Annotated in this window: 17 protein-coding genes; 5 read left to right on the top strand and 12 right to left on the bottom strand. The window is 73.9% G+C overall.

Features of this window, described 5'->3' with window-relative positions; translation table 11 throughout:
• Positions 1-71: 71 nt before the first annotated feature.
• The 3 genes from OHS33_RS10335 to glnII all read right to left on the bottom strand — a co-directional run bounded on the left by OHS33_RS10335 (position 72) and on the right by glnII (position 3,168).
• Positions 72-698 (bottom strand): winged helix-turn-helix domain-containing protein, encoded by a 627-nt coding sequence (locus tag OHS33_RS10335; RefSeq protein WP_330330090.1) that lies wholly within the window; start codon positions 696-698, stop codon positions 72-74.
• Between the two features lie 347 nt (positions 699-1,045).
• Positions 1,046-2,053 (bottom strand): DUF6891 domain-containing protein, encoded by a 1,008-nt coding sequence (locus tag OHS33_RS10330; RefSeq protein WP_330330089.1) that lies wholly within the window; start codon positions 2,051-2,053, stop codon positions 1,046-1,048.
• A 95-nt stretch (positions 2,054-2,148) separates the two neighbouring features.
• A complete protein-coding gene (glnII, locus tag OHS33_RS10325) occupies positions 2,149-3,168 on the bottom strand; it encodes a glutamine synthetase (protein WP_330330088.1) in 1,020 nt (339 codons plus the stop codon).
• 209 nt (positions 3,169-3,377) lie between these two features.
• Between glnII and OHS33_RS10320 the strand changes: the two genes are divergently transcribed.
• Positions 3,378-4,325 (top strand): Gfo/Idh/MocA family protein, encoded by a 948-nt coding sequence (locus tag OHS33_RS10320; protein WP_330334988.1) that lies wholly within the window; start codon positions 3,378-3,380, stop codon positions 4,323-4,325.
• A gap of 37 nt (positions 4,326-4,362) precedes the next feature.
• Here OHS33_RS10320 and OHS33_RS10315 read toward each other — a convergent pair whose 3' ends face one another.
• From OHS33_RS10315 to OHS33_RS10295, 5 genes are all read right to left on the bottom strand, one after another.
• Positions 4,363-4,902: a hypothetical protein gene (locus OHS33_RS10315; RefSeq protein ID WP_330330087.1), complete on the bottom strand. Its 540-nt coding sequence runs from the start codon at positions 4,900-4,902 to the stop codon at positions 4,363-4,365.
• 57 nt (positions 4,903-4,959) lie between these two features.
• Complete coding sequence (locus OHS33_RS10310) at positions 4,960-5,922, bottom strand: phosphotransferase family protein (protein ID WP_330334987.1); 963 nt, start codon at positions 5,920-5,922, stop codon at positions 4,960-4,962.
• An 8-nt stretch (positions 5,923-5,930) separates the two neighbouring features.
• Entirely contained in the window at positions 5,931-6,884 is a 954-nt protein-coding gene (locus OHS33_RS10305) for an SMP-30/gluconolactonase/LRE family protein (RefSeq protein WP_330330086.1), read from the bottom strand.
• Positions 6,885-6,993: 109 nt separating this feature from the next.
• On the bottom strand, positions 6,994-8,472 hold the full coding sequence (pdxR, locus tag OHS33_RS10300; RefSeq protein WP_330330085.1) for a MocR-like pyridoxine biosynthesis transcription factor PdxR: 1,479 nt from the start codon (positions 8,470-8,472) through the stop codon (positions 6,994-6,996).
• Positions 8,469-8,918 carry a MarR family winged helix-turn-helix transcriptional regulator gene (locus OHS33_RS10295; protein WP_330330084.1) on the bottom strand — a complete coding sequence of 150 codons (450 nt, stop codon included), beginning with the start codon at positions 8,916-8,918 and terminating at the stop codon, positions 8,469-8,471. The genes pdxR and OHS33_RS10295 overlap by 4 nt, the downstream gene beginning before the upstream one ends.
• Positions 8,919-9,008: 90 nt before the next feature.
• Here OHS33_RS10295 and OHS33_RS10290 point away from each other — a divergent pair, with 90 nt between their 5' ends.
• A complete protein-coding gene (locus tag OHS33_RS10290; protein ID WP_330330083.1) occupies positions 9,009-9,878 on the top strand; it encodes an alpha/beta fold hydrolase in 870 nt (289 codons plus the stop codon).
• A 56-nt stretch (positions 9,879-9,934) separates the two neighbouring features.
• On the opposite strand, the gene OHS33_RS10285 is transcribed toward OHS33_RS10290, so the two are convergent.
• The 3 genes from OHS33_RS10285 to OHS33_RS10275 form a co-directional block, all read right to left on the bottom strand.
• On the bottom strand, positions 9,935-10,330 hold the full coding sequence (locus OHS33_RS10285) for a histidine phosphatase family protein (RefSeq protein WP_330330082.1): 396 nt from the start codon (positions 10,328-10,330) through the stop codon (positions 9,935-9,937).
• A 968-nt stretch (positions 10,331-11,298) separates the two neighbouring features.
• A complete protein-coding gene (locus tag OHS33_RS10280) occupies positions 11,299-11,808 on the bottom strand; it encodes a GNAT family N-acetyltransferase (protein WP_330330081.1) in 510 nt (169 codons plus the stop codon).
• 62 nt (positions 11,809-11,870) lie between these two features.
• Positions 11,871-12,242: an ArsC/Spx/MgsR family protein gene (locus OHS33_RS10275; RefSeq protein WP_330330080.1), complete on the bottom strand. Its 372-nt coding sequence runs from the start codon at positions 12,240-12,242 to the stop codon at positions 11,871-11,873.
• A gap of 105 nt (positions 12,243-12,347) precedes the next feature.
• Between OHS33_RS10275 and OHS33_RS10270 the strand changes: the two genes are divergently transcribed.
• Complete coding sequence (locus OHS33_RS10270; RefSeq protein WP_330330079.1) at positions 12,348-12,602, top strand: hypothetical protein; 255 nt, start codon at positions 12,348-12,350, stop codon at positions 12,600-12,602.
• Positions 12,603-12,658: 56 nt separating this feature from the next.
• On the opposite strand, the gene OHS33_RS10265 is transcribed toward OHS33_RS10270, so the two are convergent.
• Positions 12,659-13,747, bottom strand: a complete 1,089-nt coding sequence (locus OHS33_RS10265; protein WP_330330078.1) for a PP2C family protein-serine/threonine phosphatase — start codon at positions 13,745-13,747, stop codon at positions 12,659-12,661.
• Positions 13,748-13,813: 66 nt separating this feature from the next.
• On the opposite strand from OHS33_RS10265, the gene OHS33_RS10260 reads away from it, so the two are divergent.
• Positions 13,814-14,515, top strand: coding sequence for a VIT1/CCC1 transporter family protein (locus tag OHS33_RS10260; protein ID WP_330330077.1), 702 nt, complete (start codon positions 13,814-13,816; stop codon positions 14,513-14,515).
• 639 nt (positions 14,516-15,154) lie between these two features.
• Complete coding sequence (locus OHS33_RS10255) at positions 15,155-16,045, top strand: TIGR01777 family oxidoreductase (protein WP_330330076.1); 891 nt, start codon at positions 15,155-15,157, stop codon at positions 16,043-16,045.
• The last annotated feature ends 184 nt before the right edge of the window (positions 16,046-16,229 follow it).

Genomic DNA, 16,229 nt, shown 5'->3' with positions numbered 1-16,229 from the left:
CCTCCCCTCGCGAAGCACGGGCCCACCGTCGGTACCAGTTCAGTTCACTTCGGCCGACTGCGCACGAGCGCTCAGGGGGCGTACTTGTAGCCCACCCGGCGCACGGTCTGGATCGCGCCGCGGTGCGCCACGCCCAGCTTGCGGCGCAGCCGGGCGATGTGGACGTCCACGGTCCGGCCGTCGCCGACGTGGCCGTAGCCCCACACGGTGGTGACCAGCTGGTCACGGCTGTGCACCCGGTGCGGGTGCGCCACCAGGTGCGCCAGCAGCTCGAATTCCAGGTACGTCAGGTCCAGCACCTCGCCGTCGACCTCCGCCGTGCGCTGCTCGGAGTCGATCCGCACGAGCGCGTCGCCCGTGATGGCCGGGGCTGCGGCGGAGGGGGAGGCGGGGGCTCCCGGGCCGAAGGCGGCCGTGGCGAACGGGGCCGGCGCGAGCGTGAGCGGCGGCTGCTGGTGGTCGGCCGGTACGAGCACCAGGTAGCCGACCATCGGCGGCTGGCCCGGCAGGGTCGGCACGGTGTGCTGCGGCGCGGGCAGCCAGGTGGCGCCGGGCGGCAGGAAGTCCACCACGCGGGCGACCTCGTCCCGGTCGACGGCGCGCAGCCGGTGGCGGGGGCTGGGGTTCGTACTGGGCGGGTAGGGGCGGTGGGCGGTCGCAGCGGAGGTGGCGGTGGAGAGGGAACGGGTGTTCGCCATGAGTGGTCAGCTCTTTCACGCGGAGAGTCGGCAGGAGACGTACGTCGTCGTCGTACCGCGCAGACCGAAGGCCTTCGGGAAGGTCTGGAGCAGAGGTTCCGGAAGGCTTTAGAGGGCCGGCGCGTTCTTCGCGCGGCAACACACCCGGTCGAAATCGTGATCCTGACGGGAAGGCCAGAACGGCTCGAGGTCGCTGCGACCTGTCGAGGAGTTGTGCGGATAGCCGGCCATGCGGCCATTCAAGCAGATGTCCCGCGCCCGGGGCAGACCCCGTCTCACCTGCTGGATCGGAATCTCAAATTCCGCGATCATGGTCGCGCGACACCCGCTCAATACCGGACATACCGTCAACGGGTCAGTCGCTTCCGCCAGTCCAGGCCGGTCACACGTATCGCATCGTGGGCGGATCCGTCCCAGCTCCACCGCAGTCCCACCCCCTCCAGGGCGGCGACCACCTCCCGCCCCACGGCCACGGTCCGCTCGTCGGACGCCGCGTCGTCCGGCTCCCCGTCACGCTCCCCGTCCGGCGCGAAGCCCCCGTAGAACAGGAAGAGGTCCCCGCCCTCCGCAGCGCCCTCGGTGCACTGGCGGTGGAAGAACACGAACCCGCGCGCCGCCCCGGATCCCGCGCCCCGGATCTCCGCCAGGCCGCAGCCACGGCAGCACGTGAAGTTCTCCCGCGCCGTGATCCCGGCGGCCTCCAGCGCCGCGAACGCCCGGGCCAGCCGCTCGGGATCGGTCTCGCCGCTCCAGTCGGCCTGCTCCGCGAGCCGCTCCCGCCACAGCCGCACCGCCAGGGCCATGGCCTGCGCCGCGGAGACCGGGCGTACCGTCCCGGTGACCAGGTAGTCCTCGGCCAGCTCGGCCAGTTCCTTCCGCCCGGCGTACCCGCACCGCAGCGACAGCCGGACCCGCTCCTCCAGTTGCTCGCGCACGGCGTCGTCTAGCGGCGGCGGCGTCTCCTCCGGGGTGAAGAGGACGCGCTCCCAGGCCGGACCCAGCTCCCAGCCCTCGTCCCCGCGCGCCCAGCCCGCCATCACCGCACCGACCTCGGCGCCGGTGTGCAGGAAGGCACGGAAGTGCCGGTCGGGACTGCCGTCCCGGTACTCCAACTGGTAGGCCTCGCCGCCGCTGTCGGCCGCGTCGTGCCAGACCTGTATGTAGACGTCGGGGTCGCTCGGGAGCCGCTCGACGATGAGGAAGTGGTCGCCGTCCGCGCCGATGCGCTCCGCCAGCCGCTCCAACTCGCCCGGCGCGGGCCGCACGTAGGCCTCGCCGCGCTCCGTCTCGATCCTGATCGCCATGCCCGTCGCCAGGCCCATCGTCATGCCCGTCGCCCTCGCTGTCCCCGTCATGGGAACAACGGTGGCACGGCCCACTGACAACGGCGCCCACCGCACCCCCGAAGGGGCAGGTGGGCGCCGTTGTCAGTGCCGTCGGGCGGGCGGTCTCAGACCAGGCCGTCCTTCTCCAGGGCGGTGCAGCAGGTGTCCACGATCAGGCGGGTCACCACGTACGGGTCCACGTTCGCGTTCGGGCGGCGGTCCTCGATGTAGCCCTTGCCGTCCTTCTCCACCTGCCACGGGATGCGGACGGAGGCGCCGCGGTTCGAGACGCCGTAGCTGTACTCGTTCCAGGGGGCGGTCTCGTGCAGGCCCGTCAGGCGGTCGTCGATGCCGGCGCCGTAGTTCTTCACGTGGTCGAGCGGCTTGCTGCCCTCGCCCAGCGACTCGCACGCGCGGATGATCGCGCGGTAGTCCTCGCGCATCGACTTCGTCGAGAAGTTGGTGTGCGCGCCCGCGCCGTTCCAGTCGCCCTTGACCGGCTTCGGGTCCAGGGTCGCCGAGACGTTGAAGTCCTCGGCCGTGCGGTAGAGCAGCCAGCGCGCGATCCACAGCTGGTCGGAGACCTCCAGCGGGCCGACGGGGCCGACCTGGAACTCCCACTGGCCCGGCATGACCTCGGCGTTGATGCCGGAGATGCTCAGACCCGCCGCGAGGCAGTGGTCGAGGTGCTTCTCGACGATCTCGCGGCCGAAGATCTCGTCCGCGCCCACGCCGCAGTAGTAGCCGCCCTGGGCGGCGGGGAAGCCGCCGACGGGGAAGCCGAGCGGGCGGATCCCGTCGAAGAAGGTGTACTCCTGCTCGATGCCGAAGATCGACTCCTGCGCGGCGTGCTTCTCGGCGACCGGGCGCAGCAGGGCGCGGGTGTTCGACTCGTGCGGGGTCATGTCGATGTTCAGCACCTCGCACAGGACGAGGAGGTTGGCGCCGCCGCGGATCGGGTCCGGGCAGGAGAACACGGGCTGGAGCACCCGGTCGGAGGCGTGGCCCTCGGCCTGGTTCGTGCTCGATCCGTCGAAGCCCCAGATCGGCAGCTCGTCGCCGTCCGACATGATCTTCGTCTTGGAGCGGAGCTTGGCCGTCGGCTCGGTGCCGTCGATCCAGATGTACTCAGCCTTGTAGCTCACGGGACCGTCCTCAGACTCTGCGGGTGCTGCGGTGACTGCGGTGATGACCGCAGCGTGCCCGCTCGCGATTTCTCTTCCGTTGCCCGTGTGTGAACCCCGTGTTACCGACGTTTACGGCGCGGGCGGGGGTGTGTGTGCGGGTGCGGGGCGGCGGGTGGCCGCGCGTCCGTCCGGGGGCCCGGCGCGTGGGGCAGACTGGGCGCGTGAGCATTTCGTATGATTTCACTTCCGCACATGACGGCTCCGACCAGCCCCGCGGGGCACTGCCCCGCGTGGGCCTGCTCGGTACCGGCCCCTGGGCCCGCCGCACCCATGCCCCCGCCCTCGCCGCGCACACCGGCTCCGCGTTCGCCGGAGTCTGGGGCCGACGGCCCGAGGCCGCCGCCGAACTCGCGGCCGAGTACGGGGTGAAGGTGTACGAAGACCCCGACGCGCTGTTCGCGGACTGTGACGCCGTGGCCTTCGCGCTGCCCCCCGATGTCCAGGCCCCGCTCGCCGTCCGGGCGGCCGCCGCCGGATGCCACCTGCTGCTCGACAAACCGGTGGCCACCGATGTCGACCAGGCCCGCGCCGTGGCCGACGCGGCCGCCCGCCACCAGGTCGCCTCCATCGTCTTCCTCACCCTGCGCTTCGCCCAGCCGACCGCGCGCTGGGTCGAGGAACAGGCCGCCCGGGACGGCTGGTTCACGGCCGGCGCCCACTGGCTCGGCGCGGTCTTCCCGCCCGACGGCGCGCCCAGCGCGTACGCCGATTCGCCCTGGCGCAAGGAGAAGGGCGGCCTGTGGGACGTGGGCCCGCACGCCCTGTCCGTCCTCATCCCCGTCCTCGGCGACGTGGTCCGGATCAGCGCCACGCGCGGCCCCGGCGACGTCGTCCAGCTGGCCCTGCGACACACCTCCGGCGCGGCCAGCACGGCCACCCTCAGTCTGAGCGCCCCCACCGCCGCCGCCGGAGTGGGCCTGGAACTGCGCGGCACGGCCGGGGTGCACGGCCTCCCGGACTGGAGCGACGTACCGGGCGCCTACGGCCGCGCCCTGGACGCCCTCCTGACCTCGGCGCGCACGGGCGTACCCGACCCCCGGGACGCGGCCTTCGGCGCCCGGCTGACGGAGATCCTGGCGGAGGCGGAGGCCCAGGCGGGCCCGGCGGAGCGGTAGCCCCGGCCGGGTCCGCCCGACCGGCCACCTGACCCGGCTACTTGATGAGCGCGTTCGCCACGATGATCACCAGCCCGATCGTGGCGTCCGCCGCTCCGATCAGCAGCGCCGAGGCCATCCGGTAGCCGACCCGGAGCGCGACCAGGGACCCCCACGCGAAGAGCAGCGCGGTGTTCAGCCCGAGCCCGACGGCCGTCACCCCGTGCGAGTCCCAGCCGATCACCCCGGCCAGCACCAGCAGGAGCACGGTGGGCAGCGTGGCCACGATCATCGGCCACTCGTTGAACAGCGCCCGGGCCAGCAGCCGCCAGCGGTGGCCCGCCGAGCCGTCCTGGTGGGTGGTCATGTGGTGGGAGTAGCCGTGCGCGAGCGCGGCGGTCGCGGCGGTCACGAGCACCCAGCTGGCGTCGTAGTACGGGGTGTACTCGCCGCTCTTCTGGTCGAGCGCCGCCAGCAGCCCGCTGGCCAGCACCGTCCCGTACACCCCGCCGAACATCCAGTCGGCGCCCCGCCGCGGGCGGGGGAGCGGGGGCGGGGACGCGGGCGCGGGCGGCGGGGAGCTGATGTCGTCGCTCATGGATGAATGTCCCTTTGGCTGGAGAAAGGGGTGGAAGTCCCCTTTGTGTCGATCAGCCTACGAGTTCCTCCCGTACCGGTCGAAGAGGGCCTGGAGGTAGCCCTCCAGCCGCCCGGTCAGCACGGCCGGGGTCAGGTCGGTGCGGCCGAGGTCGCGCCAGGGCACGGCCACCTTCTCGGCGTCCGGCGCGAAGGCCAGGGCGTCCAGCAGCCGCCAGTAGAGGTGCGCGGCGGGGTCCCCGGCCAGGGCGCCGCCCGCCGCCGCGTACCGGTCGGCGAAGGCCATGCCCGCCGGGACGCCGTGCAGCAGCGCCAGCGCCGTCGAGCAGTGGGCCACGTCCAGGTCGGCCGGGCCCCAGGAGGTCTCCACCCAGTCGACGACCCCGCTGATCCGCAGCCCGGCGCCGCCGCCCGTGAAGAGGACGTTGCCCGGGTGGAAGTCCCGGTGCAGGAAGCACGGCCGGTACCCGGGCGGATCCCGGCGGATGACGTCCACGGCCCGCCGCCACAGCTCCGGCCGCCCGGTGTCCGCGGGCGGGCGCACCCGCTCGGCGGAGGTCCACGCCTCGTAGGCGCGGGGCCGCGCCGCCGCGGGCACCGGCAGCCCGTGGACGCGCACCAGCTGACGGGCCAGCAGTGCGGCGCGCGGGCCGGCCTCCGCGTCGTCCGTGCGCACGGTCCCGGGCAGCAGGGTCATCAGCAGGGACGGGTGGTCGCAGTGGCGCGCCGCCGCGTCCAGGGCCACGAACCCGGCCGCGGGTACGTCCGTACCCGCCAGGAAGCGCAGGACGTCCGCCTCGCGGCGCAGCAGGCCTTCCGCGTGCCGCACGTAGAACGGCTTGACGAAGGACCGCAGCACGAGCCCGCGCCGGCCGCCGGGTCCGGCGATCTCCAGCCGGCGCATCTCGGAGGTCCAGCCGCCGCGCAGCCGCGCCGCCGCCTCGATGCGCTCTCCTTCGGGCAGGCCCCCGGCCACCCACGCCCGCGTGGCGGCCCAGTCGGCTCCCCGGTCCTCGTCCATCGGCGTGCTCACAGGCTCCCCTGCCACGGCTGGTGGCCCGGCCCGGTCGGGTGGGTGCCCGTCACGCCCATGACCAGCGAGTAGAGGCTGGTCTCCGCCGTGATGAAGAGGCGGTTCCGCTTGGCGCCGCCCCAGGCGATGTTCGACACCGTCTCGGGGACCCGGAGCCGTCCGATGAGCGTGCCGTCGGGGTCGTAGCAGTGCACCCCGTCGTCCATCGCGGCCACCCAGAGCCGGCCGCCGTCATCGAAGCGGAGGTTGTCGAAGCGGGCCCCGCCGCGCGCCGCGGCCTCGGCGAAGACCTCTCCGTCCGAGAGGGTGCCGTCCTCGCGCACGTCGAAGACCCGGATGCGGCCCGCCCGGGTGTCGGAGACGAAGAGCTGCCGCTCGTCGGGTGAAAAGACCAGGCCGTTCGGGGCGCCGAAGCCGTCGGCGACCAGCCGCACTTCGCCGGTGGCGGGGTCGACGCGGTAGACGTTGTTGGCGCCGATCTCGCTCTGCGCGCGGTGGCCCTCGTAGTCACTGGTGATGCCGAAGTCGGGGTCGGAGAACCAGACCGAGCCGTCGGAGTGGACCGCCGCGTCGTTCGGGCTGTTCAGCCGCTTGCCCTGCCAGCGGTCGGCCAGGACCGTGACCGTGCCGTCGTGTTCGGTCCGCGTCACCCGGCGGTTGCCCTGCTCGCAGGTGATCAGACGGCCCTGACGGTCCAGGGTGTTGCCGTTCGTGTGTCCGGCGGAGCGCCGGAAGACGCTGACGGCGCCGGTCTCCTCGTCCCACCGCAGCATCCGGTCGTTGGGGATGTCGCTCCAGACCAACTGCCGCCAGGCGGGCAGGTAGAGCGGGCCCTCGGCCCAGCGGCAGCCGGTGTGGAGGACTTCGAGCCCGTCGTCGCCGTTCATGCACCGGCCGGTCCGGAACCGTTCGTCGAACATCTCGTACAGCGCGGGGCGCTCGCTGACCATGTGCGTCTTCCCTCCGGGCGGGTGGCTGCCGAATATCCTTCGGCGTGAACTCAAGTCTCCAAGATGGTGTCTTGCATGCGCAAGATCAATCAGAACAGGGAGTCGCGGATCACAGGGATCGCAGGGACCCTGATGCCGTCCCCAGCGCCCCCAGGCTCCCGGCCAGGACCTCCACCGCCTCCGCGAACCCTCGGTCGCCCAGGCCCGCGTAGCCCACGACCAGCCCCTCGCGGGGGGCCTGGCGGGAGATCTCGTCGCGATCCCCGGCCGAGGGATGGCGGTACTCCGACAGGCCGTCCAGCAGCAGCCCCGCCCCCCGCGCCGCCGCCAGGGCCGAGGACTCCGTGCCCGGCGGGACGTCGAGGACCGCGTGCAGGCCCGCCGCGATGCCCGTGACCCGGACCTGCGGGGCGCGCCGCGCCAGGGCCGCCACCAGGTGGTCGCGGCGGGCGCGGTAGCGGTGCCGCATCCGGCGGACGTGCCGGTCGTACGCGCCCGAGTCCAGGAAGTCGGCGAAGGTCAGCTGGTCCACCGCGCTCGTCCACGACTCCCGCTGCCCCTTCGCCGCCACGACCCGCCCGGCCAGCGCCTCGGGCAGGACCAGCCAGCCCAGCCGCAGGGCGGGGGACAGGCTCTTGCTCAGCGACCCCGCGTAGACCACCCGGTCGGGGGCCAGGCCCTGGAGGGCGCCGACCGGCTTGCGGTCGTAGCGGAACTCCCCGTCGTAGTCGTCCTCCAGGATCACGCCCCCGGTGGACCGCGCCCACTCGACGGCCGCCGTCCGGCGGGCCGGGAGCAGGGGGCCCCCGGTCGGGAACTGGTGCGCGGGGGTGAGCAGGACCGTACGCGCCCGGGCCGGCAGGGCGTCGGTACGGGCGCCGTCCCCGTCGATGGGGACGGCGTACGGGCGCACCCCCGCGGCGGCCAGGATCCCGTGGTGGAACGGCAGCCCGTACGCCTCCACCGCCCAGTCCCGCGGCCGCAGCCCCGCCAGCAGGCGCAGGCCGTTGGCGAAACCCGCGCAGACCACGATGTGCTCGGCATCGGTACGCACCCCACGCGCCCGGGCCAGGTACTCCGCCAGCGCCCGCCGCAGCTCGGGCCGCCCGCGCGGATCCCCGGGCCCGAAGGCATCGGCCGGAGCCGCGGCCAGCGCCCGGCGGGCACTCGCGGACCAGGCACCGCGCGGAAAGGAGGCGGGGTCGGGCTTGCCCTGGGTCAGGTCGTACCGGTGCGCCCGGGGCACGGGCGCGGGCCCGGCGGCGGGCCGCACCGGACGCACCGGCATCCCCTCCGCGACCCGGGTGCCGGAACCCTGCCGGGCGGTGAACCACCCCTCGGCGACCAGCTCGGCATACGCGTCGGCGACCGTCCCCCGGGCCACCCCGAGGTCGGCGGCGAGGGACCGGTACGGCGGCAACCGGGTCCCGGCCACGAGTCGCCCCCCGCGAACGGCCTCGCGCAGCGCCTGGGCGAGCGCGGTACGGCGGGAACCGTGCGGGGACAGGTCGAGGTGCAGGTCGCTGCCGTTGGCGCTGGCGGGGGGTGTGGGGTCGTCGGCGGGGTGGGACTTCGGGTGGGCGGTCACGGGGTGAGGGCCGTTCGGGCGGAGGTCAGGAACCGGTGGATGGCGGCGCGCTCGGCCGGACCGAAGGTGCCGAGCAGATCGACCAGGCCGTCGATCACGGGCCCGAAGAACGCCTGGCCCATCCGTACGGCCTCGGGGGACACCTGGAGCAACACCCGTCGCCGGTCGGCCCCGTCACGGAAACGGTTGACATGGCCGAGCCGTTCCAACCGGTCGATCACGGCGGTCGTACCGGCCGAGTTGAGACCGAGCCGCGCGGCCAGCAGCCCCGCCGTGGCCCTCTCACCCGCGCGCGCGGCGTCGAGCAGGCAGATCAGGGCACGGACATCGGTCGGATGCATCCCGTGAGCGGCCCCGAACTCCGCCTGGCGCAGCCCGAATTCGACGGAGGCGGCACGGAGGAGGTGGACGAGCTCCAGGGGGTCGGGGTCGGGGTTGTCGGGCATGGTGCCTCCGCCTAGGATCCGGTACGGATACAGATCTCTCGCTCATCAAGATGATTGTTCATCAAGATTATTGCTGAGGAAGATTATCGCGTGGACACCTTCCGTACCGCCGCTTACGAGGACTTCCGTACCGCGTACGACGCCGCGCTCCACCAGTGGCCCGGCCCGCCCGGCGCCCGCATGATCCCGACCCCCTACGGCCTCACCCGCGTCAACAGCACCGGTCCCGCAGGCGCCCCGCCGCTCGTACTCCTCCCCGGAGGCGGGACCTCGTCGCTGGTGTGGGGGGCCTGCCTGCGGGCCGGGCTCGCGCGGGAACGGCGGGTCCACGCCGTGGACCTGGTGGGGGAACCCGGGATGAGCGTGCCGGCCGAAGGGCGGTCACTACGCACGGCCGCCGACCTCGCGGAGTGGCTCGACGCCGTCCTCGACGGACTGGGGCTGGGGGAGGGGGAGGGGGTCGTGGAGCTGGGCGGGTATTCCTACGGCGGATGGATCGCCGCACACTACGCCGCCCAGCGCCCCGAACGGCTGCGGCGCCTGGTGCTGCTCGACCCCACCCAGGTCTTCACCGGACTGCGCCCGGGCTACGTGGCGCGGGCCCTGCCGATGCTGCTGCGCCCCACGCCCGAGCGGATCCGCTCGTTCCTGGCCTGGGAGACCGGTGGCGCCCCTCTCGACCCGGCCTGGCTGCGGGTGCGCACGGCGGCAGCCGGATTCCCGGCCACCCGCCCCGTCACGGGCGCGCGCCCGGTACCGGGGGTGGGCGCGGGGGCGGATGTGCCCCTGCTGGCCGTCTTCGCAGGAGCCGCCCGATGCCACTCCGCCGCACGCGCGGCGCGCGCGGCGGCGGCGATACCGGGCGCGGTGGTCGACGTACTCCCCGGGATCTCGCACCACGCACTCCCGTTCACGGGGGCGGTGGAGGTCGTGGAGGCGGTGGGGCGGTGGCTGGCTTAGGGGATGATCACCTCAACCGGCATGGCCGCGAGGCGGGTTGAGGCGGCGCGAGACCGCTACGGGACGTTCCACGCGCCGATGACGGGCTGCCCGTCTTCGGTGGCCAGGAAGCTGAGGGTGCCGGGGTGCGGGTGGCCGAGCAGTCGGGCGGCGGATGCGTCGAGGCCGAGCCAGCGCACGGTGAGCACGCGCGCCAGGTGGCCATGGGCGACGACGGCGACATCGCCGTCGTCCAACAGGGGCCGAATCCGGTCGAGTACCGCGTCTGTGCGCGCTGCCACCTGCTGGAGATACTCACCAGGGCAGGTGGCGTCGCCGGGAATGACGCCGTCCCGCCACAGGTCCCAGCCCGGCCTCGTCTCCTGGATCTGCGCCGCGGTCAGACCCTCGTAGCCGCCGTAGTCCCACTCCATCAGGCCGGGATCGGGCCGGACACCCGTGAGCCCGGCCAACTCGGCCGTCGGGCCGGTGTTTTACGTGTCCGGGGCCGGGGGGGCGGCTGCGCCGCCCTTACCTGTGTTTCGAGCGTCCGGGGTCGGGGATCGTCCGGGGGCTGCCCGTCAGTTCAACTGTCTCTTCGTGCCGGGTCACCCTGTCAAGGGCGCTCCCTTCGGTCGCGTCGCTTCGCGATGGCCTGCGGCCACCCTTGACAGCGCGCCCCGTCACGAAAAGCCAAGAACTGTCGGGCGGCCCCCGGGGGAAGGCGTGGGGGACCTGATCCACGACCCGGTGTTCTGGGCGGGTGGGCCAGCGGCCGGGTGCGGCCCAGCCGCGCCCTCCGGGCGAACAGACGACAAGCAACAGACCCGCGCTCAGATCGCTACACAGTTGCGCTCGGGGAGGCGTCTGCGGGCTGTTTGTGCCTGGGACTTCCGTCAGGCCGAAGTGGAGACGGGTCTGGCAGCCGTCCGCACCAAAGTGAGGGGTCCAAAGCGCCGCAAAAGGTGCATCTTGAAGGGGTGTTGAGTGTCGAGAGTCGCTTGACCCGACTCCATGCTCATCTGGCCGAGCTTTCGGCCTCCCCGCACCCGCCACCAGCCCAAAACGGGCCGCAGACGCCGCTCTCGGAGGAGCGCGTAGCGATTTGGGTGCGGCTTGTCGCTTGTTTCGCCCGGAGGGCGCGGCTTGGCCGCACCTGGCCCCCGGCCCACCCGCCCGGAATCCCGGTAAGTGGCTCCTGTCCCCCATGCCTTCCCCCGGGGGCCGCCCGACAGTTCTTGGCTTTTCGTGGGGACGCGCCCTGTCAAGGGTGGCCGTAGGCCATCGCGTAGCGACGCGACCGCAGGGAGCGCCCTTGACAGGGCGCGGCACCGCGAAGAGACAGTTGAACTGGCGGGCAGCCCCCGGAACCTCCCCGACCCGGACGCGCACAACGCACCCTTTGCGGCGAAGCCGCACCCGGCGCCAGCCGGGCCCCCAGTTACACCCCCACCCGCGTCAGCACCCGCGTCACGCCCCCGTCCCGCTCGCGGACGTCCCTGGTGTGGGTGAAGCCGATGCGGGTCAGCAGGGTCAGGGAGGCTTCGTTTTCGGCGGCCACCGTGGCGTGGACTTCGGTCAGGGCGAGGGTGGTGAAGGCGTAGGCGACGAGCGCCTCGGCGATCTCCGTGCCGAGGCCCGCGCCCCAGGCGGCGGGGGACAGGGCGTAGATGAGTTCGTGGCCGCCGCTCTCGGTGGTCGGTTTGATCTCCGCGTGCCCGACGAGGGCGCCGTCGCGGCGGACGGCCCAGACGTCGAAGAGCTGCTGGGCGTAGACCTTCGTGAAGATCCGCCCGAACAGGGCGCGGTCGTCGGCCTCCGGCGCCGGCCCGTCGCCCATCCACCGCGACACCCGTTCGTCCTGGAACAGGGCGACGAAGTCCTCTTCGTCGCCCGGGGTGTACGGGTCGAGGGTGAGGCGTGCGGTGCGCAGCGAAGGCGAAGTGGTCATGCGCACCGACGCTACGGACCGGTGAGGGGGTGTGGCCAGCAGTTTTAGCGTGGCCAGCGGTTTTACGCGTGGCGGGAGAGGGCGTCGCGGACGGCTTCGTCCGTGCGGGCCACGACCGCCGTGCCGTCGTCGGCCGTGATGATCGGGCGCTGGATGAGCTTCGGGTGTGCGGCGAGGTGGCTGATCCAGCGGGCCCGCGCCGCGTCCGTCGCCTCGCGCGGCAGCTCTCGTACGCCGGTCTCCTTGGCGAGCGGGTCGGACGTACGCGTGATGTCCCAGGGCTCCAGGCCGAGGCGGCCGAGCACCGTGCGGATCTCGTCCTCGGACGGTACGTCGTCCAGGTAGCGCCGCACCGTGTAGTCGGCGCCTTCGGCGTCGAGGAGGGTGAGCGCGCTGCGGCACTTCGAGCAGGCGGGGTTGATCCAGATCTCCATGGGCCGAAGCCTAGCGAGGCTGTCTGGCCAGGGGCTTTTGTCAGTGGTCCCCGGTAAAATCGAGGGAGCACGACAGGAAGCCAACTACCGTTTGGGAGGCTGTAGATGGCCGCTGCCGCGATCATTTCGATGCCCAAGAAGAAGGCACTGCCCGCGGGTCTGCCCCGCGAGTGGTACGAGAGCCACAACCGCCGTCTCAAGGCGATGCGGCTGGCGATATCCCTGCTCGACACGGGGACGTATGACGCTCAGCGCGCGACGAACCGGAAGATCCGGACGATGGCGGTGCGGGTGGGTATCCACCGGCCGTCCAATGTCACCTGCAAGATGGTGCGCTCGTTCATCCGCCAGGCGGGCTGAGCCTCACCGGCCGCCGGGGGTCGCCGGGGTCCCAGGGACCCTGGCGACCCCCGGGGTCAGCGTGCCGGGACCGACAGGACGAGCAGGGCCACGTCGTCCCGGGGGCCGCCGTCGGTGAAGCGGACCAGGTCCCGCCACACCGCGTTCGCCAGTCCCGTGAGGTCCGCCGGGCTGCCCGCCAGCAGGGCGGGCACCCGGTCGGCCAGCGGGTAGAACGCCCCGATCGCGTCCCGGGCCTCGGTCACCCCGTCCGTGTACAGCAGCAGCCGGTCGCTGGGGCGCAGCGCCGTGACGGCGACCTGGAGCGGGGTCAGGTCCAGGAGCCCCAGGCCGAGCGGAGGGCCCGGCTCCGCCGCCAGTTCCGTGACCGAGCCGTGGCGCAGCAGCAGCGCCGGGGGATGGCCGCAGGAGACGATCCGTACGAGGTCCAGCGCGGGCGGGAACTCCAGCAGCAGGGCGGTCGCGAACACCTCGGTGTCCGCCGTGTTCTCCGCGTCCGTGCGCAGGCGGCGGTCCAGGCGGGCGGCGACCGCCGTCAGCCCGGCGTCGTCCAGCACCGCCTCGCGGAACGCGCCGAGCAGCGCCGCGACCGTGGCGACCGCGGCCAGCCCGTGGCCCTGGACGTCCCCGACCAGGGCGCGGACCCCGTGCGGGCCCGCCCGTACGTCGTACAGGTCACCGCCGACCAGGGTGCCGTACTGGGCCGCCCGGTACAGCCCGGCGCACCGCACCGGGCCCACCGCGGGCGGGACCGGCGGGAGCACGGCCAGCTGGGCCGCCTCCGCCACCGTCCGTACGCTGACCAGCTGTGCGTCCCGGCGCTTGCGCACCCAGGCGATGACCACGCTGAGCAGCCCGATGGCGGCCACCGTCGCCAGGTCGGTGCCCCGGGCATGGCCGACGCCCAGGCCCGGCAGGCCGAGCAGGGCCAGCACCAGGGCGGCGAAGAACGCGGTGCCGGTCGCCCCGTACGAGAACGCCGCCACCGGAGGCAGTCCGGCCAGGAAGAACCCCAGCTCCACGTTGCCCGGGGTCAGGCCCTGGGCGGCCACGAGCACCACCAGGGCCACGGCGGGCGCGAACCGGGCCCAGCGCGGCGGGGGCTCCCCGCGCAGCCAGCCCGGTTCCTCGCGTCCGCGTCTCACCACTCCACCCTGGTACCAGGGGCGTCGGCGCGCACGCCGGGCGGCCGCGTGACCGAGAGTGGACCCGTGACGGACTACGACGGGGAATCGCAGAGCGGGGCCATCAGCACCCGGCTCAACTGGCTGCGGGCCGGTGTGCTCGGGGCCAACGACGGAATCATCTCCACGGCCGGGCTGGTGGTGGGCGTGGCCGGGGCGACGACGAGCCGCCCGGAGATCCTGACGGCCGGGGTCGCCGGACTGCTGGCGGGCTCGCTGTCCATGGCGGCGGGGGAGTACGTGTCCGTGAGTTCCCAGCGGGACTCGGAACGGGCCGCGCTGGAGATGGAGCGGCGGGAACTCGCCGAAGAGCCCGAAGCGGAGCTGGCCGAGCTGGCCGGGCTGCTGGAGGCGCGCGGGCTGAGCGAGGAGGTGGCGCGGGAGGCGGCGCAGCAGCTGACGGAACGGGACGCGCTGCGGGCCCATGCCCGGGTGGAACTCGGGATCAACCCCGACGAGCTGGCGAACCCGTGGCATGCGGCGCTGGCGAGCCTGATCGCGTTCACGGTCGGGGCGGTGCTGCCGTTGCTGGCGATCGTGCTGCCGGGGGCGGGGTGGCGGGTGCCGGTGACCGCGGGGGCGGTGCTGTGTGCGCTGGCGCTGTGCGGGGTCGTCAGCGCGCGGCTCGGGGCGGCGCCGGTGGGGCGGGCGGTCCTGCGCAACGTGGCCGGCGGCGCCGTGGCCATGTCCGTCACCTACGCGGTGGGCACCTGGCTCGGCTCCACCTGACCGCCCCCCTGCGGGGCGGCCCTCGGCTCCACCTGACCGCCCCCCTGCGGGGCGGCCCTCGGCTCCACCTGACCGCCCCCCTGCGGGGCGGCCCTCGGCTCCACCTGACCGCCGCCCTCCGGGGCCGCCCTCCGCCTCCGCGGGCCCCCTTCGGCCCCGCCGGGCCATCCCAGCCGCGCCCGCCGCCACCCTTTGCCCGGCCGGGCAGCTTCAGCCTCGCCCACCGGGCATGCCTTGCCCGGCCGGGCCATCTCCAGCCTCGCCGGCGTTTGAGGCGCGGGTCCGGGCGGAGCCCGGTGCGGCCCGCAAGGGCCGTTGCCCCCTGCGGGGCTCCTGGGGCTCCGCCCCAGACCCCGCGCCTCAAACGCCGGCGGGGCTGGAGGTGGCGGCGGCGCCTGGGGCTCCGCCCCGGACCCCGCGCCTCAAGCGCCGGCGGGGCTGGAGGTGCCAGGCGGGGCTGGAGGTGGCGGCAGCGCCTGGGGCTCCGCCCCGGACCCCGCGCCTCAAACGCCGGCGGGGCTGGAGGTGCCCGGCGGGGCTGGATTTGGCCCCGGCGAGCTGAGGGTGGCCCGGCGGGGCTGGATTTGGCCCCGGCGGGGCTAAAGGTGGACCGGCTCGGCGGGGAGGCAGGATGGGGGGATGCGGATCGTGGTTACCGGCTCGGCCGGGCTTATTGGGACGGCGCTCGTGCGGTCGTTGCGCGCGGACGGGCATGACGTCGTGCGGCTCGTGCGGCGCGCCCCCGCCGCGGCGGACGAGGCGGAGTGGGACCCGCGCCGCGGGTACGTCGCGCCCGGCGCGCTGGCCGGGAGCGGCGCCGTCGTGCACCTGGCCGGGGCCGGGGTGGGCGACCACCGCTGGTCGGCGGCGTACAAGCGGGAGATCCGGGACAGCCGTGTCCTCGGCACCGCCGCGATCGCCACCGCCGTGGCGGCGCTGGAGCGGCCGCCGTCCGTGCTGGTCTGCGGGTCGGCCATCGGCTACTACGGCGACACCGGACAGCGCGCCGTCGACGAGAGCGCCCCGCCGGGCCACGGCTTCCTGCCCTCCGTCTGCGTCGAGTGGGAGGCGGCCGCCGCCCCCGCGGCGGCGGCCGGGGTCCGGACCGTCTTCGCCCGGACCGGGCTGGTCGTCGCGGCCGAGGGCGGAGCCTGGGGCAAGCTCTTCCCGGTGTTCCGGGCGGGCATCGGCGGCCGCTTCGGCAACGGCCGCCAGTACTGGTCGTACATCTCCATGCACGACGAGATCGCGGCCCTGCGCCACCTGATCGTCACCCCGGAGCTGTCGGGCCCGGTGAACCTGACCGCCCCGGAGCCCCTGACCAACCGTGAGGTCACCGCGGCCATGGGGCGCGTACTGCGGCGGCCGACGGTGTGCGCCGTACCGGCGCCGGTGATGCGGCTGGTGCTGGGGGAGTTCGCCGGGGACGTGCTGGGCAGTCAGCGGGTGCGACCCGCACGGCTGCTGGAGTCGGGATTCCGCTTCCGCGACCCGGGGATCGAGGACTCGATCCGGGCCGCGCTGGGGTAGTCGCGCGGGGGAAGCCCGGGGCGCGCGGGGGCGCGGACCGGGGGCGCGTACCCGGGGCGCACCGGCGGGCGGACGCCCTTCGGCGTGCGACCGTTTGTGACCCGCATGCGACCCGTATGTGTCCGTAGTGCGACCTGTATGCAACCAGATCTGTTCGAAAATGCGCGTCCAACTCGGGTTCTGC

This window comes from Streptomyces sp. NBC_00536 (assembly GCF_036346295.1).
Taxonomy (GTDB): Bacteria; Actinomycetota; Actinomycetes; order Streptomycetales; family Streptomycetaceae; genus Streptomyces.
Note: the sequence above shows the minus strand (reverse complement) of the source record. Positions and strands in the feature narration are given on the sequence as shown.